This is a genomic window from Microbacterium sp., assembly GCF_047605725.1.
Lineage (GTDB): Bacteria > Actinomycetota > Actinomycetes > Actinomycetales > Microbacteriaceae > Microbacterium.
This window is the reverse complement of record NZ_JASGFE010000023.1, coordinates 1-23,861: the sequence shown is the minus strand read 5'-3', so window position 1 is coordinate 23,861 and position 23,861 is coordinate 1. Positions and strand designations below refer to the sequence as shown.

Sequence of the window (23,861 nt, the reverse complement as noted above, 5' to 3'; positions counted from 1 at the left end):
CGAGTCGATCCGGGGGAGCGTCGGCTCCCGACCCGGGCCCGTTGGTCAGCCCGCACCGCTGCACTAGGGTCGGGTGTGGCAGCGTCGCCGTGACCGTCCACCACTTCGTACCCGAAGGACATCACCATGAAGATCGGCATCCTCACCAGCGGCGGCGACTGCCCGGGCCTTAACGCCGTCATCCGCGGCGTCGTGCTGCGCGGAACGACCTCGCACGACCTCGAGTTCGTCGGCATCCGCGACGGCTGGCGCGGCGTCGTCGACGGCGACTTCTTCCCGCTCACGCGGCACGAGGTCAAGGGCCTCGCCAGAAGCGGCGGCACGATCCTCGGCACCAGCCGCACCAACCCCTACGACGGACCGCGCGGCGGCGCGCAGAACGTGGCCAAGAACCTCGAACGGCACCGCGTCGACGGCATCATCGCGATCGGCGGCGAGGGCACGCTGGCCGCGGGCAACCGCCTGTACAACGACGGCATCAACGTCATCGGAGTGCCCAAGACGATCGACAACGACCTGCGCGCGACCGACTACTCGTTCGGCTTCGACACCGCGGTCAACATCGCCACCGACGCGATGGACCGCCTGCGCACCACCGGCGAGTCGCACCAGCGCTGCATGGTCGCCGAGGTGATGGGGCGGCACGTGGGCTGGATCGCGCTGCACTCCAGCATGGCCGCAGGGGCACACTCCCTGTGCATTCCCGAGGTGCCGATGACGATCGATGAGATCTGCAATCAGGTCACGAAGGCCCACGACCGCGGCCGCGCGCCGCTCGTGGTGGTCTCGGAGGGCTTCACGCTCAAAGGCATGGTCGAGGCATACAGCGACAAGGGGCTCGATGCGTTCAACCGGCCCCGGCTCGGCGGTATCAGCGAGGTGCTCGCGCCGGAGATCGAGCGCATCACGGGCATCGAGACACGTGCCACGGTGCTCGGCCACATCCAGCGGGGCGGATCGCCGTCCGCCTTCGACCGGGTGCTCGCCACGCGCCTGGGGCTGCACGCGGCCGACGCGGTCGTCGACGGCGCCTGGGGCAGGATGGTGGCCCTGCGCGGCACCGACATCGTCCGGGTGCCCTTCGCCGACGCCCTGGGCGAGCTCAACACGGTGCCGCTGGAGCGCTACCAGGAGGCCGCGGCCCTGTTCGGGTGACTCGCGGCGCTCAGGCCTGCGCCAGACCGAGCACGTCCAGGAGCCAGGCCAGCTCGAAGGCCCGCTCGCGCCACGCGTTGTAGCGGCCGCTCACGCCCCCGTGCCCGGCCGCGAGCTCGCACTTGAGCAGGGCGTCGGCACCGACCTCGCGCAGGCGTGCGACCCATTTGGCCGGTTCCACGTACAGCACGCGCGTGTCGTTGAGCGAGGTCACCGCCAGGATGCGCGGATACCGAACGCCTTCGCGCACGTTCTCGTAGGGCGAGTACGACTTCATGTAGGCGTACACCTCCGCGTCGTGCAGCGGATCGCCCCACTCGTCCCACTCGATCACGGTGAGCGGCAGCGACGGGTCGAGGATCGTCGTCAGGGCGTCGACGAACGGCACGTCGGCGAGGATGCCGGCGAACAGCTCCGGCGCGAGATTGGCGACCGCCCCCATCAGCAGGCCCCCGGCGGAACCGCCCTCGGCGACCAGCAGCTCGGGGGTCGTGTAGCCCTCCGCGACGAGGTGGCGCGCGCAGTCGACGAAGTCGGTGAACGTGTTGCCCTTGTGCAGGAGCTTGCCGTCCTCGTACCACCGCCGGCCGAGCTCTCCGCCGCCGCGCACGTGTGCGACGGCGAACACCACGCCGCGGTCGAGCATCGACAGCCGCGCCACCGAGAAGCCCGGCTCGATCGAGTGCTCGTACGAGCCGTACCCGTACAGTTGCAGCGGGCGGGGGGCGGCGCCGGGCTCGCCGGCCGAGCGCTTCCAGACGAGCGACACGGGCACCTGTGTGCCGTCGGCGGCCGGGGCCCACACGCGCGCCTGCCCGTACTGCCGCGGGTCGTAGTCGCCGAGGACGACCTGACGCTTGCGCAGCAGCAGCTCCCCGGTGGCGACGACGTAGTCGTAGACCGTGCCGGGTGTGACGAACGAGGCGTATCCCAGCCGGATCACCGGGGGAGCCCACTCGCCGTTCCCGCCGATGCCCGCGGAGTACAGCGGCTCGTCGAAGGCGAGCTCGGTCAGCGCGCCGGTGGGGTAGTCGAGCATGCCGAGGCGCGCCAGCCCGTCGCGGCGGAAACCCACCACGGCCCAGTCGCGGAAGGACGACACCCCCAGCAGCCGCCGGCCCGGCTCGTGCGGCAGGACGACCTGGCGTTCGCCGGCCGGGTCGGCCGCCGAGACCCTCACCAGCTCGAAGTCGAGCGCACCGTCGTTGTGCAGCACGAACAGCACGTCCTCGCCGTCGAGGACCGCGTGCGAGGCCGAGTACTCCACTCCCTCGCGTCGCGGCCACACCGGACGCGGCGCGGCGCGGAGGTCGGCGGCATCGACCAGCAGCTCCTCCGACGTGATCGAGGAGCCCACCTCGATCACGAGGTAGCGCTCGCTGCGGGTGAACCCGGCGCCCACCCAGTACCGCTCGTCGGGCTCGTGGTACAGCCGCGTGTCGGCGGCGACGTCGGTGCCGATCTCGTGCAGCCACACCGTGTCGGGCCGCCAGGCGTCGTCGACTGTCGTGTAGACCACGAACCGGCCGTCGGGAGAGAGCACGGCGCCGGCGAACGTCTCCGGGATCTCGTCGGGCAGCTCCGTTCCGGTGCGCAGGTCCCGCAGCCGCAGCGTGTAGCGCTCGTCGCCGTCGGTGTCGACGCCGTAGAGCAGCAGCGTCCCGTCGGAGGACACGTCGAACGTGCCGAGCGAGAAGAAGTCGTGCCCCTCGGCCTCGACGTTGCCGTCGAGCAGCACCTGCTCGCCGGGCACGTCCGCCTCGGTGCTGAGCTCGGGCGGGGTCCAGTCGTCGGGCGAAGCGAGCGGGGCGCGGCAGTGGATGCCGTACTGCTTGCCCTCGACGGTGCGCCCGTAGTACCACCAGTCGCCCTGTCGCGAGGGGACGGAGAGGTCGGTCTCCAGCGTGCGGCCCTTGATCTCCTGGAAGATCCGCTCGCGGAGCGCCTCGAGGTGGGCGGTGCGCGCCTGGGTGTGACGGTTCTCCGCCTCCAGGTGGGCCCGCACGTCGGCGTCGTCCTTGGCGCGCAGCCACTCGTAGCGGTCCACCACCTCGTCGCCGTGGTGACGGCGCACGACGGGTCGCGCGGCGGCGACGGGCGGGGAGTCGGATGCCGCGGTGCCGGCCTGTTCGTTCGTCACCGCTCCACGCTAGCCGAGCTCTCAGGGAGGGGTACTGCGCACCCAGGATGATGTGCGAGGATTTGTGTGTTCCGGGTTGCCGGAGCCTGAAGCCACGGTGAACTGTTCGTTCGCACCGCCGATCTCGTCGGCATCCTCTTTCGACACAAAACGGAAAGCGAACAGTGGAAACCGCTGTCTTGATCGTGCTGCTGGTCATCGCACTGGCCCTGTTCTTCGACTTCACGAACGGGTTCCACGACACCGCGAACGCGATGGCGACCCCCATCGCCACCGGGGCCTTGAAACCGCGCACGGCGGTGATGCTGGCCGCCGCCCTGAACCTCGTGGGCGCCTTCTTGTCCACGGAGGTGTCCAAGACGGTCTCGCACGGCATCATCCGCGAGGACCAGATCAGCCCGGAGGCGTTCCTGCCGCTCATCTTCGCCGGCCTGATCGGCGCGATCACGTGGAACATGCTCACGTGGCTGCTGGGGCTTCCCTCCAGCTCATCGCACGCGTTGTTCGGTGGACTCATCGGCGCCTCGATGGTGGGGGCGGGCGTGCTCTCGATCGACTTCGGCGTGGTGCTCGGCAAGGTGGTGCTGCCGGCGCTGATCGCACCGGTGACCGCGGGGGTCATCGCCTTCGCCGCCACGCGGGTGGCCTATGCGCTCACCCGCCGGGACGACAACAAGCCGGACGGGCGGGACGGGTTCCGCTGGGGTCAGATCTTCACTTCGTCGCTGGTCGCCCTCGCGCACGGCACGAACGACGCGCAGAAGACGATGGGCGTCATCACCCTGGCCCTGGTCATGGCCGGCTGGCAGAGCAGCGCCCACACCGAGCCGCAGGTGTGGGTCATCTTCGCGTGCGCCATCACGATCGCCCTCGGCACCTACATGGGGGGGTGGCGCATCATCCGCACGCTCGGCAAGGGGCTGACCGACGTCAAGCCGGCGCAGGGGTTCTCTGCCGAGACCTCCACGGCCTCGACGATCCTCGCCTCCAGCGCGCTGGGCTTCGCCCTGTCGACGACGCAGGTGGCGTCGGGGTCGGTGATCGGCTCGGGACTCGGCCGGCGCGGCTCGAAGGTGCGGTGGGGGACGGTCGGTCGCATCACGATCGGCTGGGTGCTGACCCTGCCCGCCTCCGCGGCGGTGGGGGCGTTCGCCGCACTGCTGGTGGTCTGGCTCGGGATGTGGGGCGTGCTGCTGGATGCCGTGATCGCCATGGCGATCATCCTCTTCCTGTTCTGGCGCTCCCGGGTCAACGAGGTCAACGCGCACAACGCGATGAGCGAGGTCGCCGACTCCGCCCTGGCCGTCAAGGTCAAGCGCTCCGCGCCGAAGGGGGGATCGCGGCGATGACCGTGTCGATCGACTGGCTGGCCTTCGTGCAGGTGTTCGCGGCGGCGCTGGCGGGCGCGCTCCTGGTCGTGGGGTTCTATGCGATCGGACTGCGCCTGCTCGTGCGCGGCGGCCGACCGCCCGTGGTGGCGCCTGCGGAGTTCACCGACGCGATCACGGTGATCACCGAGAAGGAGGCCCAGCGGGCGGCCAAGGCCGCTGCGAAGGCCGCCAAGAAGAGCCCGCTCACCGAGGGGCAGAAGCGTGTGGCGCTGGTGGGCGCCTACGGCTCGTTCGGCCTGTGCGCCCTGGCGGTGCTCGCCGGCATCGTGATCATCGTCCTCGGCCGCTGACCGTCGCGCGCGCCGGCGGGCGCGGCCTAGGCTGGCCGCATGCAGCCCGTGCAGTTCGGCGTGCACCCGCCCGCCCGGCGGGTCCTCGTCCACCTGAGCGACACCCATCTGCTCGGCGACGGGACCGCGCTGGGTGGTCGCTTCGACGTCGTCGCGAACCTCCAGGCCGCGCTGGATGCGCTCGAGCGACTCGAGGTGCGCCCCGACGCGATCGTGTTCACCGGAGATCTCGCCGACGTCGGCGACGAGGCGGCCTACCACCGGCTGCGGGCGGCCGTCGAGCCGGTCGCCGAGCGCCTCGGCGCCCCGATCGTGTGGGTCGCCGGCAACCACGACGAGCGGTCGGCGCTGCGCCGTGCGCTGCTCGATGCCGCGCCCACCGAGGAGCCGGTCACCGGGGTGTGGGACCTCGGCGGCCTGCGGCTGATCGCGCTCGATTCGACCGTGCCCGGCTGGCACCACGGCGACCTCGACGCCGCGCAGCGGGAGTGGCTCGGCGAGGTGCTCGCCGAGCCCGCGCCGCTGGGCACGCTCCTGGCCATGCACCACCCGCCGCTTCCCTCGCACGTGCCGCTGTTCGACATCCTGGAGCTGCGCCATCAGGAGGAGCTGGCCGAGATCGTGGCGGGCAGCGACGTGCGCGGCATCCTCGCCGGCCACCTGCACTACTCCATGAGCGGAACGTTCGCGGGGGTGCCGGTGAGCGTCGCGGCGGCCACGTGCTACACGATGAACCTGCAGCGCCCCGCGGAGCGCGTCAACGGCATGGATGCCGGGCAGTCGTTCCACCTCGTGCACGTCTACGACGACACGATCACGCACAGCGTCGTGCCGCTTGTCCAGGCGCCCACCGGCGACGTGTTCTCGGCGGAGTGGGTCGCGCGCATGGCCGCGCTCACCCCCGACGAGCGCCTGGAGGCGTTCTCGCGCAAACGGTGACGGCGCCCCTGCCGCCGTTAGGCTGGAAGCGCACCAGCCCACGGTGTCAGACCGATGAGGACGTTCACGAATGACACAGGACGCGACGACGCGCACCCGTACCGAGACCGATTCCCTGGGGTCCCTGGCGATCCCCGACGACGCCTATTGGGGCATCCACACCGCCCGGGCCCTGGAGAACTTCCCGATCTCCCGACGGCCGATCTCGGTGTACGCCGACCTCGTGCGGGCGCTCGCGATGGTCAAGCAGGCCTCGGCGCGCGCGAACCGCGACATCGGGGTGCTCGATCCCGAGCGCGCCGACCTCATCGACCGCGCCTCGCAGCGCGTGATCGACGGGGAGTTCCTCGACCAGTTCGTCGTCGGGGTCATCCAGGGCGGGGCCGGCACGTCGACGAACATGAACGCGAACGAGGTGATCACCAACATCGCGCTGGAGCTCGCCGGCCGCGAGAAGGGCGACTACGCCTACCTGTCGCCGATCGACCACACCAACCGCAGCCAGTCCACCAACGACGTCTACCCGACCGCCGTGAAGATCGGGCTGAGCCTGGATCTGCAGACCCTGCTGGAGGAGCTCGATCTGCTGCGCCAGGCGTTCCTCGTCAAGGCCGACGAGTTCCACGACATCCTCAAGATCGGCCGGACCCAGCTGCAGGATGCCGTGCCGATGACCCTCGGCCAGGAGTTCCACGGCTTCGCGACCACCCTCGGGTACGACCACCAGCGGCTCACCGAGAACGCCCACCTGCTGTTCGAGGTCAACATGGGGGCGACGGCGATCGGCACCGGGATCACGACGCATCCGGCCTATGCGCCCGCGGTGCTGCGGCACCTGCGCGAGATCTCCGGGCTCGACCTCGCCACCGCCGCCGATCTGGTCGAGGCCACCAGCGACACCGGGTCGTTCATGTCGTTCTCGGCCTCGCTCAAGCGCAACGCGATGAAGCTGTCGAAGATCTGCAACGACCTGCGCCTGCTCTCCAGCGGCCCCCAGGCAGGGCTCGGCGAGATCAACCTGCCCGCGCGGCAGGCAGGCTCGAGCATCATGCCCGGCAAGGTGAACCCGGTGATCCCCGAGGTCGTCAACCAGGTCGCCTATGCGGTGGCGGGTGCCGACCTCACCGTCACGATGGCCGCCGAGAGCGGCCAGCTGCAGCTGAACGCCTTCGAACCGGTGATCGCGCACTCGATCTTCCAGTCGATCACGTGGATGCGCCGTGGCATGCACACGCTGCGGGTGAACTGCGTCGAGGGCATCACGGCCAACCGCGACCGCCTCGGCGCGATGGTCGGCTCGTCCGTGGGCGTCGTGACCGCGCTGACCCCGTTCATCGGGTACGCGGCGGCGGCCGCGCTCGCGAAGACGGCGCTGCTCACGCACCGTAGTGTCGCCGACCTCGTGGTGGAGGCGGGCCTGATGTCGCGCGAGGAGGTCGACAAGCAGCTGTCCCCGGCGCGTCTTTCCGGGCTGGAGACGGTGACGCAGGCGATCCCGATCGTGCAGGCCGCCGAGAACCTCGTCGAGGGATGAGCGCCGCGCCGCGCGCGCGTCTTTGCGCCGTGCGCGTCGGGTCGGTAGCGTGCACGTGCCGGGGGGAACCGGCCCAGAGCCTGAGGAGGGCACCATGACAGATCCGCAGACACCGAACCAGCCGCCGCCGTACGACCCTGCGGCATCCGCACCGTCGGCCTACCCGCCGCCGCCCGCGTACACAGCCGCACCGCCGGCGTATCAGCCCCCGCCGCCGGCGTACACCGGCTCGGGGCCGGTTCCCGGACGCACCCTCGGGATCGTGGCGTTCGTCCTGTCGTTCTTCGCTCAGCTGTTCGGCCTGATCCTGGGGATCGTCGCGCTCGTGCAGAGCCGCAAGGCCGGCGCGAAGAACGGATTCGCGCTGGCGGCGATCATCATCAGCGCGGTGCTGGGGGTCGTGGGCATCGTCGTCGGCATCTCCCTGCTCGTCTACTTCGCCGACCTCGGCAATCAGGTGGCGCAGCAGTGCGGCCCGGGCGGTTCCGGCGTCGTGGAGGTGTGGGGTCAGCAGGTCCCGTGCTCGGAGATCGAGGGCTGACCCGCCTCCCCTCCCGCCTCCCTTCCCGCCGACCCTCCCGCCGACCCTCCCGCCGACCCTCCCGCCGAGTCACTGCTCTACACGCGAGTCACTGCGCTGGAGGCCAGTGATTCGACGCCGAAGCAGTGACTCGCGGGGATAAGGGCTCGGCAGGCAGTGACTCGTGGGGGGGTGGTGGCTCGGCAGGGCAGGGACCGGACGGGTGCGGGGCCGGGTCAGGCGGCGGATGCCGTCAGCACGGCGCGGACGGACGTGCTGCGCCGGCGGGCCACCACGACGACCGTCGCGGCGAAGGCCACGATCGACCACGCGAGCAGACCCGCCAGGGCGGCCCCGGCCCCTCCGGCGGGGGTGAGGGCGGTGAGCATCGCGCGGTAGGCGGGCGCCGTCGGCATGAGGTCGGCGACCCCGACGATAAAGCCGGGCACGGTCGACACCACGCCGGTGGCCACGGCGAGCACGCCCACGAGTGCGGCGACCCAGCGCCCCGCGCCTTCGAAGACGGCCACGAACCCCTGGTGCACGATCGCGAAGACCACGCCGGTCACGGTGGTGACCCCGGCGAAGGCGACCCAGGTCGCGCCGTCGTAGGCTGCCGCGAGCTGCACGACGCAGGCGACGAGGAGGCCCTGCAGCGCGCCGATCCCGGCGGCGGGGGCGAGCGCGCGCAGGGCCAGCACGATCGAGGGACGCCGCGAGGAGAGCACGCCGCGCGGCACGGCGCGCAGCGCCACGAAGGTCGCGAGCCCGCCGAACCACAGCGCGAGCGTGGCCAGCAGCGGAATGGCGGAGGCGCCGAAGAAGTCGGAGCCGACGCCCTCGGTGGTCACCGGGCGGGCGACGACCTCGGCGAGGCGGTCGGCCTCGCTCTCGGTGTACGAGGGCACGGAGCCTGCCGCGGTGGACAGTCCGTCGGCGAGGGAGTGCGTGCCGTCGGCGAGCCGGCTCGCCCCGGTGCCGAGCTCCGCGGTGCCGGTCGCGAGCGTGCCGAGCCCGTCGGCGAGGGTCTGCGACCCGCTCGCGAGCTGTCCTGCGCCATCGGCGAGCTGGCCGGCCCCGCTGGAGAGCGACCGCGCTCCGGCCGCGGACTGGTCGATGCCCGCGGCGAGCGGAGTCATGCCCGTGGCGAGCTGGCCTGCGCCGTCGGCGAGCTGCCCGGCGCCGTCGGCGAGACTGCGCGCTCCGGCCGCGGACTGGTCGATGCCGGCCGCGAGCGGAGTCATGCCGTCGGCGAGCTGCGCGGCGCCGTCAGCGATGGCGTTCAGCTGGGCGGCGAAGCCGGCCGGCGCCTCGACCGCGAACTGCTGCAGCCCGCCGGAGGCATAGCCCGCATCGGTGGCCGCTCCGGCCGCGGTCTGCGCGGCGGTGCCGGTGGAGGCCGCGGCGGCGCCGAGCCGGGCGCAGAACTCCGCGGTGGCGCCGGAGGCGACGCAGTCGCTCGCGAGCGCGCCGAGGTCGACGGCGACCGCACCGATCGCCCCGGCCGTGTTCGCCGAGCCGGTGGCCGCGTTCGCCGCGTAGTCCAGCAGCGCCTGCGGCACGATGCCGTCCGCGACCAGCTGCGCCGCCCCGGCACGGGTCTGATCGGCCAGCCGGGTCGCGCCGTCCTGCGCCGTGCGGGTGCCCGCGGCGAGCGCATCGAGCCCGGTGGCCAGCTGCGCGGCGCCGTCGCCGAGGCCCTGCGCGCCGGTGACCAGCTGTCCCGCTCCCGAGGCGGCCGTGCGGGTGCCCGCGCCGAGCGCGTCGAGTCCCGTCGCCAGCTGTCCGGCGCCGTCGCCGAGGCCCTGCGCGCCGGTGGCGAGCTGACCGGCCCCGCCGGGGAGCTCGGCGGCTCCGTCGGCCGCTCCCGAGGCGCCCTCGGCCAGCTGCGCGACGCCGTCGGAGAGGCTCGTAGCCCCGCCGGCGAGGTCGTCGGCGCCCTCGGCGGCCTCGCCGAGGCTGTCGCCGAGGGTCGTGAAGCCGAGGTACACGTTCTCCAGGTAGGTCGCCGACAGCTGCTCGCCCATGAGCGACGCCGCCGTCTGCGTGACCTGGGCGGTGATCGCGTCGTCGACGATGCGGCTGTCCGGCGGCGTCTGCACCGAGATCGTGGCGCGCTGCGGGGTGCCGCCGGGCGCGGTCGAGGTGGCCGCGGCGGAGAACTCCGCGGGGATGGTCACGACCGCGTCGTACGTGCCGTCGGCTAGTCCCTCCGCGGCATCCGTCTCGTTCGAGATCGTCCAGGTGAGGTTGCTGGGCTCGTCGTCGGAGCCCTCGATCAGCCCCGCGGTGAGCTGGCGGCCGAGCGGGACGTACTGCCCGTCGATGGTGACCGGATCGTCGTCGTTCACGATCGCCGCGCGGATGCCGTCGAGCCGCTCCACCGGGTTGTCGAGGGCCACGACGAGGATGCCGCCCACCAGGACCGGCAGCAGCACCACGCCCAGGAGCGTGAGCCATGTGACCGGCCGGCGGGTGCGGGCGCGTTCGAGGGAGAGGGTCATGCGATCACCTGCGTTGCGGGTTCGGGGGCGTGAAGTTCGAGCGGGGTGACGTCGGGGCGGCGGGCCTCGGCGAGGATCGGGAGGACGGCGCCTTCGCGCTGTGCCGTGACGACCAGCGTGAAGGGCGAGCGGGCGTCGCCGCGCCGGTCCCCGGCGGCGTCGCGCAGCAGGGCGGCCGCCTGGTCGCGGTCGGCGCCGTGCAGGGTGTCGAGCCCGTCCACGGCGAGCAGGCGCGGGTCGCCGGCGAGGGCGCGGCGCAGCTGCGCGACCGGATCGTCGGCGCCGGCCAGGAGGGCGACGCCCACGTGCGCGCGCACCCAGGGTGCGCGGCCCGGGAGCAGGTGCCCGGCGACGCGCAGGCGTCCCTCGACGGGGTCGAGGCGGCCGGCCACCATGAGGACGAACGCGCGCCCGGCGCGCGGGTCGGCGGAGGTCGCCAGCAGGGTGCCGCCGTCGGCGACGCGGAACGAGGCGCCGGCGAACAGCATGAGCCCCTGGTCGCCCACGGCGAGGTCGTCGCCGGCGAGCGGTCCGCGGAAGCCGTCGCCGGGCCAGTCGGCGAGCGCGCGCTCGCGTTCGACGGCCTCGCCCTCGATGTCGACGTGCGGGAGCGCGCGTTCCAGCCGGCGCGGCATGCGCCACGCGCGGTCGCCGAGGAGGGCCATGACCGCGGGGACGAGGGTCATGCGCACGAGGAACGCGTCGATCGCGATGCCGGCGGCAAGACCCAGCGCGATCGGCTTGATCGACGAGTCGCCCTCGGGGATGAACGCGGCGAACACGGCGAACATGATGACTGCGGCGGCCACGACGACGCGGGCGGATGCCGTGAAGCCGGTGCGGACGGCCCCGATCGCGCTCGCGCGGTCGGCGCGCCCGCCCCGTGCGCGGCGGGCGTGCACGTAGTCCTCGCGCATGCGCGAGACGAGGAAGACCTGGTAGTCCATGGCGAGGCCGAACAGCACTCCCATCAGGATGATCGGCATGAAGCTGATCACGGGGCCGGTGCGGTGCACGTGCAGCAGGTCGGCGAACCAGCCCCACTCGAACACGGCGGCGACCACCCCGAACGAGGCGGCGACCGACAGCAGGTAGCCGAGGGCTGCGGTGACCGGCACCCACAGCGAGCGGAACACGATCGTCAGGAGCACGAGCGAGAGGCCCACGACGAACACGCCGAACGGCAGCAGAGCGGCGCCGAGCCGGTCGGAGATGTCGATTCCGACCGCGGTGAACCCGGTGACCTTGAGGTCGACGTCGTACTCGTCCTGGAGCCGGTCGTGGAGGGCGCGCAGGTCGCGCACGAGCTGCGCGGTGGCCGGGTCGTCGGGCGCGGTCTCGGGCACGATCTGGATGAGCCCGGTGTCGGCGGTCTCGTTCGGGGTGGCCAGGACCACCTCTTCGACGCCGGGCACGCGCTCGACCTCGGCCTTGAGGTCTGCCATGAGACCCAGCGGGTCGGTCGAGGTGACGATCGTGCCGGTCATGATGAGCGGACCGTTCGAGCCCGGGCCGAAGTGCTCGGCGACGAGGTCGTAGGCCTGCCGCGCCTCGCTCGTGGTCGGCTGCATGCCCGCGTTCGGCAGCGCCAGCCGCAGGCTCGCGGCCGGGATGGCGGCGATGCCGAGCACGCCCACGACCGCGATCGCGACGACGACCGGATGCCGCGTGACCCCGCGCACCCAGCGCTCGCCGCGCGTGCGGGCCGCACGGGGGCGGCGGCTGGGTCGCACGCGCCGGGGGCGACCGACCACGCGACCGCGGACGAATCCGAGGAAGGCGGGGGTGAGGGTGATGGCGACGACCACGGCGATCGCCACGGCGACCGCGGCGGCGACCCCCATCGTGGTGAGGAACGGGATGCCGGCGAAGCTCAGTCCCACCAGCGCGATCAGCACGGTGACCCCGGCGAACACCACGGCCGAGCCGGCGGTGCCGGTGGCGCGGGCCGCGGACTCCTCGGGGTCGGTGCCGGCGCGCACCTGGTCCTGATGTCGGGCGACGATGAAGAGGGCGTAGTCGATGCCGACGGCGAGCCCCAGCATGATGGCCAGCAGCGGCGTCGTGGACGAGACCGAGGCGAACGCCGTCGCGGCGAAGATGAGCGCGATCGCCAGCCCCACCCCGATGAGGGCGGATGCGAGCGGGAACCACGCCACGGCGATCGAGCGGAACGCCACGATGAGCACGAACAGCGCGATGAGCACGCCGACGGCCTCGGTCGGGGTGATGCTCGGCACCGAGGTGGAGAACAGGTCGCCGCCGATCGCCACCTCGGCCTGGTCGGGAAGGGTCGTGCGCAGCTCCTCGGCGACCTCGCGCAGCGCGGTCTTGGTCGCCGGGGGCACGTCGGTGGCGCTCCCGTCGAACTGGAGGCGCACGATCGCGGCGCGCTCGTCGTCGGAGACGAGGCCCGAGACCAGCTCGTCGAAGGGGTCGGTGACCGCGAGCACGCCGTCCAGGTCGCTCAGGGCGTCGACGGTGTCGGCGATGCCGTCGGTGTACGGGCTCTGATCGACCCGCTCGGAGGGGGTGGCGACCACGATCAGCTGCGCGCTCGTGCCGCTGGCCTGCGGGAAGGTGCGCGAGAGCAGCCCGAGGCCCTCCTGGGCCTCGGTGCCGGGGATCGAGAAGGCGTTGTCGGTGCCCTTGGCGAGCACCGCCGCACCGCCTCCGGCAAGGGCGAGCAGGAGCAGCCACGAGACCAGCACGCGCCACGGGTGGCGGTACGACCAGCGGCCGAGGGAGAAGAGCAGGGTGGACACGGGCGCTCCAGGCGATCTCGGGACGTTCGATACAACACTGTATCGGATACATCGGTGTACTGTAATGCCGATGAGCGAGACCACCCATGGCACGTCGCGGCGACGCGAGCAGACGCGCGCGCGCCTGCTCGAGGCCGCGCACGAGGTGTTCGGCGAGGTGGGGATGGATGCGGCATCCGTCGAGGCGATCTGCGAGCGCGCCGGCTTCACGCGCGGCGCCTTCTACTCCAACTTCGAGTCGAAGGACGAGCTGTTCCTGGCCCTGGTCACCCGGCTCGCCGAGGACAAGCTCGACGAAGTCGCCGGCCGGGTGCGCGAGATCGGCCCCGACGACATGACCGATCTCACCGCGCTCGTCCACCGGGTCGTGGGCGCCTCGTTCGGCGCGAAGATGGAGCCTCAGCTGATCAGCGAGATCCGCACCCAGGCGCTGCGCGACCCGCGCATGGCCCAGGCCTACCTGGTCTGGCAGTCCGCGATGCGCGAACGTGTCGCGGGCATCATCGGCCACGTCGTCGACGTCTACGGCATCCGGCTGCGGCTCCCCGTCGACGACGTCGCCCAGCTCCTGGTCGACGTCTCGGACGACACGTGCGTGCGCGCCACGATCGAGGGCCGCTCGGCGGCGGAGATCGGCACCGTGCTCAACGACCGGCTCGGGCGCCTGGTCGGAGCCCTCGAGGAGTCCTGACCGCCGGCGGCGCGCGGGTCGGCGTCAGTGCGCGCCGTCGGCGAGCAGCGCATGGCAGCGGCGCAGGCGCGCGAGCCACCAGTCGCGGCGTGCGGCAGGTGCGGCGTGACGGACCAGCGCGACGGGATCGGCGACCACCCGTTTCACCGCCAGCGCGCCCTCGCGCGGGAGCAGCGGGTCGGCGACCACGTCGGCGGCCAGGAGCGCGGCCGTGCCGAGCCCGGCGTCGAACGCCGGCTCGGGGAGGGCGGCGGCCAGGGCGAGCCCCATCGACAGGCCGACGCTCGTCTCCAGCGCGCTGGAGACGACGGCGGGAAGGCCCGCCGCGGCCACGAGCTCGCGGGCGCGGCGCACCCCGCCCAGGGGCTGGGCCTTGACGACGAGCAGGTCTGCGGCGCCGGCACGGGCCACCGCGAGCGGGTCGTCGGCCTTGCGCACGCTCTCGTCGGCCGCGATCGGCACGTCCATGTAGTGCGTGCGCCGGCGCAGCTCGGCGAGCTCGGCCACGCTCGCGCACGGCTGCTCGACGTACTCCAGGTCGAACTCCGCCAGCGCGTGCAGGGCGTGCTCGGCCTCGTCGAGGCTCCAGGCGCCGTTGGCGTCGATCCTGATCCGGCCCTCCGGCCCGAGCACGGTCCGCACGGCCCGCACGCGCGCGACGTCGTCGGCGAGGCGCTGCCCGGGCTCGGCCGCCTTGACCTTGGCCGTCCGGCATCCGGCGAAGCGTGCCAGGATGCCGGGGACGTCGGCCGCGGCGACCGCGGGCACCGTCGCGTTGACGCGGACCTCGGTGCGCAGCGCCTTCGGCTGCTCGTTCCAGCCGAAGTCGATCGCCGCGGCGAGCCAGGTCGCCGCCTCGGCGTCGCCGTACTCGGTGAACGGTGAGAACTCGGTCCAGCCCGCCGGGCCCTCCAGCAGCATCGCCTCGCGCACGTCGATGCCGCGGAACCGTGTCGCCAGCGGCAGGGCGACCACGTGGGCGCGAGCGAGGAGGTCGCCGACGGCGGGGAGAGCGCTCATGCGACGCGCTGTCCGCACATCCCGCACACCCCGGTGGCGGGCACCTCGACGAAGCAGTCGGGGCACAGCGCCGCCGGCCGGTCGGGGACCGACGGCCGGGGCGCGCGGGGGAGGCGCGGTGACGAGCCCGGGCGGCGGGCGGTGGGGGCCGGCGCCGCGGGTCGCGGGGCGTGGGCGCTGCAGTAGAAGCGTACGAAGCCGGCGGGATTGTGCGGATGCCGGTGCTTCACGGCCCACAGCCGCGCGCGGGGCAGGGGCGCGGCATCCGCCGGACACCCGGCGCACCGGGCGGGGTCGCCCGCGGCCACGTCGGTGGCGGGCACGGGCGTGTCGAACGGCAGCTCCTCGCGCCAGTCGGAGGACGTCCTGATCCTCATCCGCCGTCCTCTCCGGCGGCCCGTCCGCCCGTCCGCCCGTCAGTCACGATACGCCCCCGGGCGTCGTCGGCGAGACGGCTCTTGACTATAGTGTGTGAGACACAGTAGCGTGTGAGGCATGAGCGAGACTCAAGCCCTCGAGACGCACCTGCAGGAGCTGCGCCGCGGCACGGTCGTGCTCGCCTGCCTCCGACTGCTGAACGAGCCCGGTTACGGGTACGGGCTGCTGGAGGAGCTCACCGCACGCGGTTTCGACACCGACGCCAACACGCTCTACCCGCTGCTGCGTCGCCTGGAGAAGCAGGGCCACCTCGTCAGCCGGTGGAACACGGATGAGGCGCGACCGCGCAAGTTCTATCGCACGAGCGCGGCCGGCATGCGCCTGGCCGTCGAGCTCACCGCCGAGTTCGCCGCCATCGCCGCGGCGATCGACACCCTCCCGACGATCGACACTCTCCCCGAGGAGGCATCATGAACCCGACCGTCATCGACCGCTACGTCGACACGGCGATGCGCACCGTGCCCGAGAAGCAGCGCGCCGATCTTTCCGCGGAGCTGCGCACCCTGATCGCCGACCAGGTCGACGCACGCGTCGAGTCCGGCGAGGCGCCGGATGCCGCCGAGAGCGCGGTGCTCACCGGCCTCGGCGACCCCGATCAGCTCGCCGCGGGCTACACCGGTCGCCCGCTCCACCTGATCGGGCCTCGGTACTTCCTCACCTGGCGGCGGCTGCTGAGGGCGTTGCTGTGGATCGTGCTGCCGTGCGTGACGATCGTCGTCACGCTCGGCGCGGCGCTCAGCGGCGCGGGGCCGGGTGAGATCGCCGGGGCGGTCGCCGTGGCGCTGGGCCACGCCGTCGTGCACATCGGATTCTGGACGACGCTCGTGTTCGCGATCATCGAGCGTGCGACGCCGAGCGATCGGCGTGGCGTGGTGCGATCGTGGACGGTGGACGACCTCCCGGAGCCCCGTCTGACCAGCGTGAGCGCCATCGACGTCGTCGGCGCGGTGCTGCTGCGCGTGGGCTTGGCCGGCTATCTCCTGTTCGACCACTTCGTCCTCCCCACCCTCAGCTCGCCCAACATCGACGCCGGGGTGTCCCTGTTCGCCGCCGGACTGTGGCCGGGCTGGCTGATGTTCCTGTTCGTCGTCATGGCGCTGGACATCGCGCTCGTGATCGTCGTGTGCATCGTGGGCAGATGGACGCCCGCGCTGGCGACCGTGCGCGCCGTGCTGACCACCGTCGCCGTCGTTCCGGCGATCTGGCTGCTCGTGACGGGCCGGCTGATCAACCCCGAGACGTTGACGATGCTCCAGGACGTGCCCGACAGCGGCGTCGCCTTGACTGTCATGACGGTCGTGACGGCGTTCGGGCTCGCCGCCGTGGCCGCGTGGCACACCTACTTCACCTTCAGCAAGGCCCGGCGCTGAGCCGGTCTCGCCGCGCCTGTGCCCACGGCATCCGGATCCACGACCCGTTCCGTGAACGCGGCTCGTCCGCCCCATAGGCTGGGCGTCATGGTCTCCGAGCTGTTCGACCCGGCCGAGTGGATGCCGGCACCCGGCGCCGACGCGTACACCGACATCACCGCGCACGTCTCGCGCGACGGCCGCATCGCCCGCGTCGCGTTCGACCGGCCCGAGGTGCGCAACGCCTTCCGCCCCCGCACCGTCGATGAGCTGTACCGCGCGCTCGACCTCGCCCGGCAGGACCCGCGGATCGGCGTGGTGCTGCTCACCGGCAACGGCCCGAGCCCGAAGGACGGCGGCTGGGCGTTCTGCTCCGGCGGCGACCAGCGCATCCGCGGGCGCGACGGATACAAGTACAGCGACTCAGAGGCGTCTATCGCCGATCCTGCGCGGGCGGGGCGGCTGCACATCCTCGAGGTGCAGCGGCTCATCCGGTTCATGCCCAAGGTCGTGATCGCGGTGATCCCGGGCTGGGCGGCCGGCGGCGGGCATTCGCTGCACGTCGTGTGCGACCTGTCGATCGCGTCGGCAGAGCACGGCCGGTTCAAGCAGACCGATGCCGACGTGGGCTCGTTCGACGCCGGGTACGGCTCGGCGTACCTGGCGCGGCAGACGGGGCAGAAGCTCGCGCGCGAGGTGTTCTTCCTCGCCGAGGAGTACTCGGCCCAGCGCGCGTACGAGATGGGCGCGGTCAACCGGGTGGTGCCGCACGCCACGTTGGAGAAGGAAGCTCTCGCGATGGCGCGGACGATCCTGACGAAGTCGCCGACGGCGATCCGCATGCTGAAGTTCGCCTTCAACGCGGTGGACGACGGCCTGGTCGGGCAGCAGGTGTTCGCGGGCGAGGCGACGCGGCTCGCGTACGGCACCGACGAGGCGGTCGAGGGCCGCGACGCGTTCCTGCAGAAGCGCGAGCCGGACTGGTCGCCCTTCCCGTACCACTTCTGACCCGGACGATGATCGTGGCCGTGTCTGCACCTCCGCCCCTGCTTCCGCCCCTGCCCAAGCCCTCGCGAGACCTCTCGTTTGCACCGTTTCAGCGCCGAAACCGTTGCAGACGTGAGGTTTCGCGACGTGCGGGGTGGGCATGAGGCTCGAACCGGTGCGCGGCGACGGGGCGCGAGAGGTGCTGCGGGCGCTGCGGAGCGCGATCCACGGCGCGGGCCCGGCGGTGGCGCTCGGCGGTACGGCGACGGCGCGGACTTCGGCTGCCGGCTGGACGGGGGGCGGCTCGGGTTCGTCGCAGACATCGGATGCCGGATCGACGAGCCTCGGCGAGCGTACGACCGGCGAGGTCCCGGCGGGCACCGCGGTCGTGCTCGCGACCTCCGGATCCACCGGACACCCCAAGCGCGTCGTGCTGAGCCGCAGCGCGCTCACCGCGAGCGCATTGGCGACCGCCGCCCGCATCGGAGAGGGCGCGTGGCTGCTGGCGCTGCCGGCGACCTATATCGCCGGGGTCCAGGTGCTGGTGCGGGCGATCGTCTCCGGGCGCGAGCCCGCGGTGCTCGCCGGCCGCTTCTCGCCGCAGGCCTTCGCCGCCGCCGCCGCGACGATGGCCTCCAGCGAGCGGGGCGAGCGCGTGCCGGCCTACACCTCGCTCGTGCCCGCACAGCTGCAGACGCTGCTGGATGCCGCGGATGCCGGCATCCGCACCGGGCTGACCTCGTTCGAGACCGTGCTCGTCGGGGGGCAGTCTCTCGCCCCGGCTCTGCGCGAACGGGCCGAGCGGGCCGGTGTGCGGCTCGTGCGCACGTACGGCTCGTCCGAGACGAGCGGCGGCTGCGTCTACGACGGCGTCGCGCTCGACGGCGTCGGGATGCGCATCGTCGACGGCGAGGTGCAGCTGAGCGGGCCGACGCTCGCCGACGGCTATCTCGACGACCCGGAGCGGACGGCATCCGTCTTTCCGTGCGATGCCGACGGCACCCGCTGGTACCGCACCGGCGATGCCGGCGAGGTCTCCGGCGGCGTGCTGCGGGTGACCGGTCGCCTCGACAACGTCATCGTCTCCGGCGGGGTGAACGTCTCCCTCGACCGGGTGGAGCAGGTCGTGCGGACCGTGCCGGGGCTGGAGCACGCCGTCGTGGTCGCGGTGCCCGACGAGCGCTGGGGGGAGGCGTCGGTGATCGTCGTGCCCGGCGGCGCGCTCGCAGGCCGGGAGCCCGCGGCACTCGCGGCGGCGCGCACGGCCGTCGCCGCGGCCCTCGGCGCGCCGGCACGCCCGGCCCGGCTCGTCGCGGTGGACGCGGTGCCGGTGCTTGCGAGCGGCAAGCCCGACCTGCCGGCGCTCCGCCGGATCGCGGGCTCGGCCCTACCCCGTTCATAATTCAGGCAATTCGGGCCTTTGCGGCCGGATACGGGGCTTGGACCGGCGATCAGCCTGAGTTACGCGCAGGATCGTGGGTGTGAGCGCGACACCGTTGCTGCGGCCCGCGGATGCCGCCCCTCCGGGCGCCACGACGAGAAACCTTGAGCCGCCCATCGGCGCACGGTTTAGGATCGACCCTCGTGGCACGGTCCGACAACAAGCGCAGGCGTTCCGCTTCCGGGCGCGCGGGCGCGAAGAAGAAGGCGCGGCGCGGCGACCCGCGCTCGCCGCAGTCCTCCGGCCCGCGGCGGGCGACCCCGGCCGGTCCGCGGGACTGGATCGGCGCCGCGCGCCTGCGGACGCTGCCCCTCGCGGTGGCCCCGGTCCTCGTCGGCACGGGGGCGGCCCGGCTCGTCGACAACCGCTTCCACTGGGTGCTCGCGCTCCTGTGCCTGACCGTCGCCGTGGCCCTCCAGATCGGCGTCAACTTCGCCAACGACTACAGCGACGGCATCCGCGGCACCGACGACCATCGCGTCGGTCCCGCCCGCCTCACCGCCTCGCGCAAGGCCCGCCCGCGCACCGTGCTGACGGTCGCGCTCACGTTCTTCGGGCTCGCAGCCCTCGCCGGGGTTGCGCTCGTCGTGCGCACGCAGCACTGGTGGATGCTGGGGGTCGGCGCGGCGTGCGTGCTGGCCGCCTGGTTCTACACCGGCGGCAAGCGTCCCTACGGCTATGCGGGCCTCGGGGAAGTGTTCGTCTTCGTCTTCTTCGGGCTGGTCGCAACGGTGGGCACGACCTTCGTGCAGGCCGGCGCCGTGCCCGCCGAGGCCTGGTTCACTGGCGCGGCGGTGGGGCTCCTGGCGTGCGCCGTGCTGCTGGCCAACAACCTGCGCGACATCGATCAGGACCGCCTCGCCGGCAAGCGCACGCTCACCGTGCGCATCGGCCGGCGTGCGACCCAGGTGCTGTTCACGTTGTTCGTGCTGGCGCCGTTCGTGCTGCTGGGCCTGCTGGCGCTCCTCTACCCGATCGCGTGGATCGGGCTGCTGGCGCTCCTGCCGGGGATCGTGGCGATCGTCATCGTGTGGAGCTACCGCGAGCCGCGCGAGCTGGTCATCGCGCTGGCTCTCACGTCACTGACCGCACTCGGCTACGGCGCGTTCCTGTTCTGGGCGTTCGTCGGCTGACCGGGCTCGTTGTCGATCGCGGCGTCCTCGAACTCCTCGTCGGCGCGCGCGCCCCGTCGCCTCTCGCGTCGTTCGGCGAGCCCCGCCGCGATGTCATCGAGGGGCGCGCGCAGGAACAGCAGCGACAGGCTCAGCCCGATGAGGGCGGCGAAGATCGCGGCGAGCCAGTACAGCTCTCGAAAGAGGGGGATCAGCATCAGGATGCCGAACGGCACGAGGAAGGCGAGCAGCCGCAGCACCGAATAGACGACGGCCGAGCGCGCTCTCATGCTCTCAGCTTACGTCCGGCTGCCCGCGGTGCCGCCCGGGTCGGGCCCGCCTAGGATGGAACCGTGGCACGGATCCTGCTCATCGTGGCGCTGCTGGCTGTCGCATTCTGGGTCTACAGCATCGCCGACTGCGCCCTGCAGTCGCCGGACCGGCACCGCGGGGTGGGCAAGCCTGTGTGGATGCTCATCGTGATCCTGCTGCCGGTGCTCGGCGGGCTGCTGTGGTTCGTCGTGGGGCGGGTGCGTCCGCGTGCGGTGCCCGCCTTCCGCGCACCCGACGACAACCCCGAGTTCCTGGGCGGCATCGGGACGATCAGCGACCAGGACGAGCGCATCCGCCGCCTCGAAGAGGAGCTCGCCGCCCTCGACGCCGAGGACGACGACCCGCGCTGGCCGCACCCGCCGGGCGGCACGGACGAGTCCGACGAGTCCAACGGTCAGCGTGGCTCCCGCGGCTGACCCGGCGCGCGCCCCGGCCACCGACGCCGCCGCAGCCCTGCTCGGTCGCCTCGTGGAACGGGGTGTGCGTCATATCGTCGTCTCGCCGGGCTCTCGCTCGCAGTCCCTGGCGCTCGTGTCCGCCGAACTGGAGCGTCGTGGCGACGTGCGGCTGCACGTGCGCGTCGACGAGCGCGTCGCGGGGTTCACGGCGCTCGGCATCGGGCGGGAGAGCGGGATGCCGGCGGTCGTGGTCTGCACGTCCGGGACGGCGGCGGCGAACCTCCTGCCGGCCGCGCTGGAGGCCCATCACGCCGGCGTGCCCCTGCTGCTGCTGACCGCCGACCGGCCGCCCGAGCTGCGCGGGGTCGGCGCGAACCAGACCACGCGGCAGCCGGGCATGTTCGCCCCCAGCATGCGCTTCGAGGCCGACCTGCCGGTGCCGGAGCGGGTCGATGCCGACGGCACGGACGACCAGTCCGCGATGCTCCGCCGCGTCGCGGACGACGCGGTCGCGGCGGCCCTGGGCGAGGGGACGCGCGCGGCCGGTCCCGTGCACCTGAACCTGCCGTTCCGCGAGCCGCTCGCAGGCTCCCTCCCGGACTGGCTCGGCGCCGCGGCATCCCCCTCGACGGTGCCGGTACCGGCCGAACCGGTGGAGACCTCCGGCGCCCTGTATCAGGGCGGCGGGGGCATCGGCGAGGCCGATCTGCCGACGGATGCCGAGGAGGACCCGGTGGCGCTGGAGCGCGGGCCCCGCACCGTCGTGGTCGCCGGGGCCGACGCGGGGCCGGCCGCCGAGGAGCTCGCGCACGCCGGCGGCTGGCCGCTGATCGCCGAGATCGTCAGCGGCGCGCGGTTCGGACGCAACCTCGTGCACGGGTACCGCGAGCTCGTCGCCGACCCGGAGCTGGGCGGACGCATCGAGCGGGCGATCGTCTTCGGGCATCCGACGCTGAGCCGCGAGGTCGTCGCGCTGCTGTCGCGCCCGGCGCTCGAGGTGCTCGCGGTGCGCGGCCCGGGCGAGCCGCTCAACCTCAACGGCGCGACGATCGCGGTCGACGCGGTCGCTGTGGACGGGCGCCTCGATCGGGAGTGGCTCGGGCAGTGGCTGCGGGCCTCGCGCGCGGCATCCATCGATCTCAGTCCGGCCGCTCCGGATGCCGACGGGCTCGCCTCCGCGGTCCCGCGCGAGCGTCTCGGGGCGATCGCGGGCGAGCTCGAGGTCATCCGCGCCCCGCTCGACCGAGCGGGGCTCGTCGACGCCGTGTGGCGTGCGACCTGGCCGCACGACCGGCTGGTGTTCGCCTCGTCGCGGCTCGTGCGCGTGGCCGACCGGGTCCTCGGCGGCAAGAAGGTACCGGTGCACGCGAACCGCGGGCTCGCCGGCATCGACGGCACGATCGCGACGGGCACCGGCATCGCCGTGGCCAGCCAGGCTGGCGGCGCGCCGGGCGTCACGCGCGTGCTGGCCGGCGACCTGGCCGTGCTGCACGACGTCGGTGCGCTGCTGCTGCCGCCGGCGGAGGACGAGCCGCGCATCCAGGTGATCGTCGGAAACGACGGGGGCGGCACGATCTTCGACGAGCTGGAGGCGGCCGCCGTCGCCGATGCGCGGGATCTCGACCGCGTGCTGTACACGCCGCACACGGTGCGCCTGGAGGAGCTCGCGCGCGCCTACGGGTGGGAGTACCGCTGCGTGACCACGCGGGCCGCGCTCGACCAGGTGCTGACCGCGCCGGTCGGGGGGCGACAGGTGGTCGAGGTGCCGCTCGCCCGCTGAACCGCCGGCATCCCTGCCCCCGGGCCTTCTCTCCTCCGCGAAACCTCCTGTTTGCAACGTTCTCGGCCAAAAAGCGTTGCAAACGAGAGGTTTCGCGAAGGGGTGTGGATGCCGGAGGTCAGGGCGGAGGTGCGGACAGGCCATGATGGCGGTATGACTCCGAAGAGCGGCAACACGAAGAGCCACGACTCCTGGACGGGCGACCCCGCCCAGCTCCTCCGTGTCGGCGCGGGCTTCCGTCTCGCCGAGGTCGACCCGGGGGCGACGCCCGGCTACGCGGGCGGCCGGAAGGGTGCCGAGCTCGACCTCGCCGCCGGCGCGGCCCGGCTCGGCGAGCTTCAGGAGCGGCTGTTCGCGCAGAGCCGTTCCGACGCCACGGCGGACTCCGTTCTGCTCGTGCTGCAGGCGATGGACACCGCGGGCAAGGGCGGCATCGTGCGCCACGTCATCGGAGCGGTCGACCCGCAGGGGGTCGCGCTGACCGCGTTCAAGAAGCCGACGCCCGAGGAGCTCGCCCACGACTTCCTGTGGCGCGTGGAGCGGCGGCTGCCGGCATCCGGGTTCATCGGCGTCTTCGACCGCTCGCACTACGAGGACGTGCTGATCGGCCGTGTGCGGGCGCTCGCTCCGCCGGAGGAGATCGAGCGCCGCTACGGTGCCATCGCCGACTTCGAGAGGCGGGTGGCGGATGCCGGGACCCGCATCGTCAAGGTCATGCTGCACATCTCGGCGGACGAGCAGAAGGCGCGGCTCATGGAGCGGCTCGACCGCCCCGACAAGCACTGGAAGTACAACCCCGGCGATGTCGACGAGCGCGAGCTGTGGCCGCAGTACATGGCGGCGTATCAGACCGTGTTCGAGCGGACCTCGACTCTGGACGCGCCCTGGCACGTCGTGCCGGCCGACGCCAAGTGGTACGCGCGCCTGGCCGTGCAGGCCCTGCTGCTGCAGGCGCTGGAGGCCATCGACCCGCAGTGGCCCGCCGCGACCTTCGATGTCGCCGCCGAGAGGGCCCGCCTGGCCGCGACCTGACCCGGCGCGGCCGGCCCGCGCCCCCGCCCGCGCCCCGCCCTC

At 72.9% G+C, this 23,861-nt stretch carries 21 protein-coding genes; 15 read left to right on the top strand and 6 right to left on the bottom strand.

The features are described from left to right. Positions 1-126: 126 nt before the first annotated feature. Complete coding sequence (locus QM641_RS06830) at positions 127-1,155, top strand: 6-phosphofructokinase (protein ID WP_415114783.1); 1,029 nt, start codon at positions 127-129, stop codon at positions 1,153-1,155. Positions 1,156-1,165: 10 nt separating this feature from the next. On the opposite strand, the gene QM641_RS06825 is transcribed toward QM641_RS06830, so the two are convergent. Beyond that, positions 1,166-3,295 (bottom strand): S9 family peptidase, encoded by a 2,130-nt coding sequence (locus tag QM641_RS06825; protein ID WP_415114782.1) that lies wholly within the window; start codon positions 3,293-3,295, stop codon positions 1,166-1,168. 164 nt (positions 3,296-3,459) lie between these two features. On the opposite strand from QM641_RS06825, the gene QM641_RS06820 reads away from it, so the two are divergent. From QM641_RS06820 to QM641_RS06800, 5 genes are all read left to right on the top strand, one after another. Beyond that, positions 3,460-4,644 carry an inorganic phosphate transporter gene (locus tag QM641_RS06820; RefSeq protein ID WP_415114781.1) on the top strand — a complete coding sequence of 395 codons (1,185 nt, stop codon included), beginning with the start codon at positions 3,460-3,462 and terminating at the stop codon, positions 4,642-4,644. Next, positions 4,641-4,976, top strand: a complete 336-nt coding sequence (locus tag QM641_RS06815) for a peptidase (protein ID WP_415114780.1) — start codon at positions 4,641-4,643, stop codon at positions 4,974-4,976. Before QM641_RS06820 ends, QM641_RS06815 begins: the two co-directional genes overlap by 4 nt. Before the next feature lie 39 nt (positions 4,977-5,015). Continuing rightward, a complete protein-coding gene (locus QM641_RS06810) occupies positions 5,016-5,915 on the top strand; it encodes a phosphodiesterase (RefSeq protein WP_415114779.1) in 900 nt (299 codons plus the stop codon). 70 nt (positions 5,916-5,985) lie between these two features. Beyond that, a complete protein-coding gene (locus tag QM641_RS06805; RefSeq protein WP_415114778.1) occupies positions 5,986-7,449 on the top strand; it encodes an aspartate ammonia-lyase in 1,464 nt (487 codons plus the stop codon). A 94-nt stretch (positions 7,450-7,543) separates the two neighbouring features. Continuing rightward, positions 7,544-7,990, top strand: a complete 447-nt coding sequence (locus QM641_RS06800; protein ID WP_415114777.1) for a DUF4190 domain-containing protein — start codon at positions 7,544-7,546, stop codon at positions 7,988-7,990. Between the two features lie 215 nt (positions 7,991-8,205). Here the strand turns inward: QM641_RS06800 and QM641_RS06795 are convergent, their stop codons facing one another. Then, complete coding sequence (locus QM641_RS06795; protein WP_415114775.1) at positions 8,206-10,473, bottom strand: YhgE/Pip family protein; 2,268 nt, start codon at positions 10,471-10,473, stop codon at positions 8,206-8,208. Next, positions 10,470-13,238, bottom strand: coding sequence for an MMPL family transporter (locus QM641_RS06790; RefSeq protein WP_415114773.1), 2,769 nt, complete (start codon positions 13,236-13,238; stop codon positions 10,470-10,472). Before QM641_RS06790 ends, QM641_RS06795 begins: the two co-directional genes overlap by 4 nt. Before the next feature lie 70 nt (positions 13,239-13,308). Here QM641_RS06790 and QM641_RS06785 point away from each other — a divergent pair, with 70 nt between their 5' ends. Continuing rightward, a complete protein-coding gene (locus QM641_RS06785; protein WP_415114771.1) occupies positions 13,309-13,929 on the top strand; it encodes a TetR/AcrR family transcriptional regulator in 621 nt (206 codons plus the stop codon). A gap of 24 nt (positions 13,930-13,953) precedes the next feature. Here QM641_RS06785 and QM641_RS06780 read toward each other — a convergent pair whose 3' ends face one another. Both QM641_RS06780 and QM641_RS06775 read right to left on the bottom strand, forming a co-directional pair. Next, positions 13,954-14,949 (bottom strand): o-succinylbenzoate synthase, encoded by a 996-nt coding sequence (locus QM641_RS06780; RefSeq protein ID WP_415114769.1) that lies wholly within the window; start codon positions 14,947-14,949, stop codon positions 13,954-13,956. Beyond that, on the bottom strand, positions 14,946-15,326 hold the full coding sequence (locus QM641_RS06775) for a glucose-6-phosphate dehydrogenase (RefSeq protein WP_415114767.1): 381 nt from the start codon (positions 15,324-15,326) through the stop codon (positions 14,946-14,948). Before QM641_RS06775 ends, QM641_RS06780 begins: the two co-directional genes overlap by 4 nt. A gap of 118 nt (positions 15,327-15,444) precedes the next feature. Here QM641_RS06775 and QM641_RS06770 point away from each other — a divergent pair, with 118 nt between their 5' ends. The 5 genes from QM641_RS06770 (at position 15,445) to QM641_RS06750 (ending at position 20,297) form a co-directional block, all read left to right on the top strand. After that, the gene (locus QM641_RS06770; protein ID WP_415114765.1) at positions 15,445-15,801 is read left to right on the top strand and encodes a PadR family transcriptional regulator; all 357 of its coding nucleotides are present in this window, start codon (positions 15,445-15,447) and stop codon (positions 15,799-15,801) included. Continuing rightward, positions 15,798-16,757: a permease prefix domain 1-containing protein gene (locus QM641_RS06765; protein WP_415114763.1), complete on the top strand. Its 960-nt coding sequence runs from the start codon at positions 15,798-15,800 to the stop codon at positions 16,755-16,757. The genes QM641_RS06770 and QM641_RS06765 overlap by 4 nt, the downstream gene beginning before the upstream one ends. An 87-nt stretch (positions 16,758-16,844) precedes the next feature. Next, positions 16,845-17,744 carry a 1,4-dihydroxy-2-naphthoyl-CoA synthase gene (locus QM641_RS06760; RefSeq protein WP_415114762.1) on the top strand — a complete coding sequence of 300 codons (900 nt, stop codon included), beginning with the start codon at positions 16,845-16,847 and terminating at the stop codon, positions 17,742-17,744. Between the two features lie 139 nt (positions 17,745-17,883). After that, the gene (locus tag QM641_RS06755; protein ID WP_415114759.1) at positions 17,884-19,125 is read left to right on the top strand and encodes an AMP-binding protein; all 1,242 of its coding nucleotides are present in this window, start codon (positions 17,884-17,886) and stop codon (positions 19,123-19,125) included. 182 nt (positions 19,126-19,307) lie between these two features. Beyond that, entirely contained in the window at positions 19,308-20,297 is a 990-nt protein-coding gene (locus QM641_RS06750) for a 1,4-dihydroxy-2-naphthoate polyprenyltransferase (RefSeq protein WP_415114757.1), read from the top strand. On the opposite strand, the gene QM641_RS06745 is transcribed toward QM641_RS06750, so the two are convergent. After that, entirely contained in the window at positions 20,261-20,566 is a 306-nt protein-coding gene (locus QM641_RS06745) for a DUF4229 domain-containing protein (protein ID WP_415114755.1), read from the bottom strand. The two genes, QM641_RS06750 and QM641_RS06745, sit on opposite strands and share 37 nt — an antisense overlap. Positions 20,567-20,629: 63 nt before the next feature. Here QM641_RS06745 and QM641_RS06740 point away from each other — a divergent pair, with 63 nt between their 5' ends. The 3 genes from QM641_RS06740 (at position 20,630) to QM641_RS06730 (ending at position 23,819) form a co-directional block, all read left to right on the top strand. Beyond that, positions 20,630-21,025, top strand: a complete 396-nt coding sequence (locus tag QM641_RS06740) for a PLD nuclease N-terminal domain-containing protein (RefSeq protein WP_415114753.1) — start codon at positions 20,630-20,632, stop codon at positions 21,023-21,025. After that, positions 21,009-22,787 carry a 2-succinyl-5-enolpyruvyl-6-hydroxy-3-cyclohexene-1-carboxylic-acid synthase gene (gene menD, locus QM641_RS06735; protein WP_415114751.1) on the top strand — a complete coding sequence of 593 codons (1,779 nt, stop codon included), beginning with the start codon at positions 21,009-21,011 and terminating at the stop codon, positions 22,785-22,787. The genes QM641_RS06740 and menD overlap by 17 nt, the downstream gene beginning before the upstream one ends. A 153-nt stretch (positions 22,788-22,940) precedes the next feature. After that, positions 22,941-23,819 (top strand): polyphosphate kinase 2 family protein, encoded by an 879-nt coding sequence (locus QM641_RS06730; protein WP_415114749.1) that lies wholly within the window; start codon positions 22,941-22,943, stop codon positions 23,817-23,819. The last annotated feature ends 42 nt before the right edge of the window (positions 23,820-23,861 follow it).

Bases quoted from the DNA above. Each gene is read 5' to 3' on its own strand.
- QM641_RS06730 (WP_415114749.1), top strand. From the start codon at position 22,941: ATGACTCCGAAGAGCGGCAACACGAAGAGCCACGACTCCTGGACGGGC.
- QM641_RS06805 (WP_415114778.1), top strand. From the start codon at position 5,986: ATGACACAGGACGCGACGACGCGCACCCGTACCGAGACCGATTCCCTG.
- QM641_RS06765 (WP_415114763.1), top strand. From the start codon at position 15,798: ATGAACCCGACCGTCATCGACCGCTACGTCGACACGGCGATGCGCACC.
- QM641_RS06745 (WP_415114755.1), bottom strand. From the start codon at position 20,566: ATGAGAGCGCGCTCGGCCGTCGTCTATTCGGTGCTGCGGCTGCTCGCC.
- QM641_RS06795 (WP_415114775.1), bottom strand. From the start codon at position 10,473: ATGACCCTCTCCCTCGAACGCGCCCGCACCCGCCGGCCGGTCACATGG.
- QM641_RS06815 (WP_415114780.1), top strand. From the start codon at position 4,641: ATGACCGTGTCGATCGACTGGCTGGCCTTCGTGCAGGTGTTCGCGGCG.
- QM641_RS06775 (WP_415114767.1), bottom strand. From the start codon at position 15,326: ATGAGGATCAGGACGTCCTCCGACTGGCGCGAGGAGCTGCCGTTCGAC.
- QM641_RS06760 (WP_415114762.1), top strand. From the start codon at position 16,845: ATGGTCTCCGAGCTGTTCGACCCGGCCGAGTGGATGCCGGCACCCGGC.
- QM641_RS06800 (WP_415114777.1), top strand. From the start codon at position 7,544: ATGACAGATCCGCAGACACCGAACCAGCCGCCGCCGTACGACCCTGCG.
- QM641_RS06755 (WP_415114759.1), top strand. From the start codon at position 17,884: ATGAGGCTCGAACCGGTGCGCGGCGACGGGGCGCGAGAGGTGCTGCGG.
- QM641_RS06810 (WP_415114779.1), top strand. From the start codon at position 5,016: ATGCAGCCCGTGCAGTTCGGCGTGCACCCGCCCGCCCGGCGGGTCCTC.
- QM641_RS06830 (WP_415114783.1), top strand. From the start codon at position 127: ATGAAGATCGGCATCCTCACCAGCGGCGGCGACTGCCCGGGCCTTAAC.
- QM641_RS06780 (WP_415114769.1), bottom strand. From the start codon at position 14,949: ATGAGCGCTCTCCCCGCCGTCGGCGACCTCCTCGCTCGCGCCCACGTG.
- QM641_RS06770 (WP_415114765.1), top strand. From the start codon at position 15,445: ATGAGCGAGACTCAAGCCCTCGAGACGCACCTGCAGGAGCTGCGCCGC.
- QM641_RS06785 (WP_415114771.1), top strand. From the start codon at position 13,309: ATGAGCGAGACCACCCATGGCACGTCGCGGCGACGCGAGCAGACGCGC.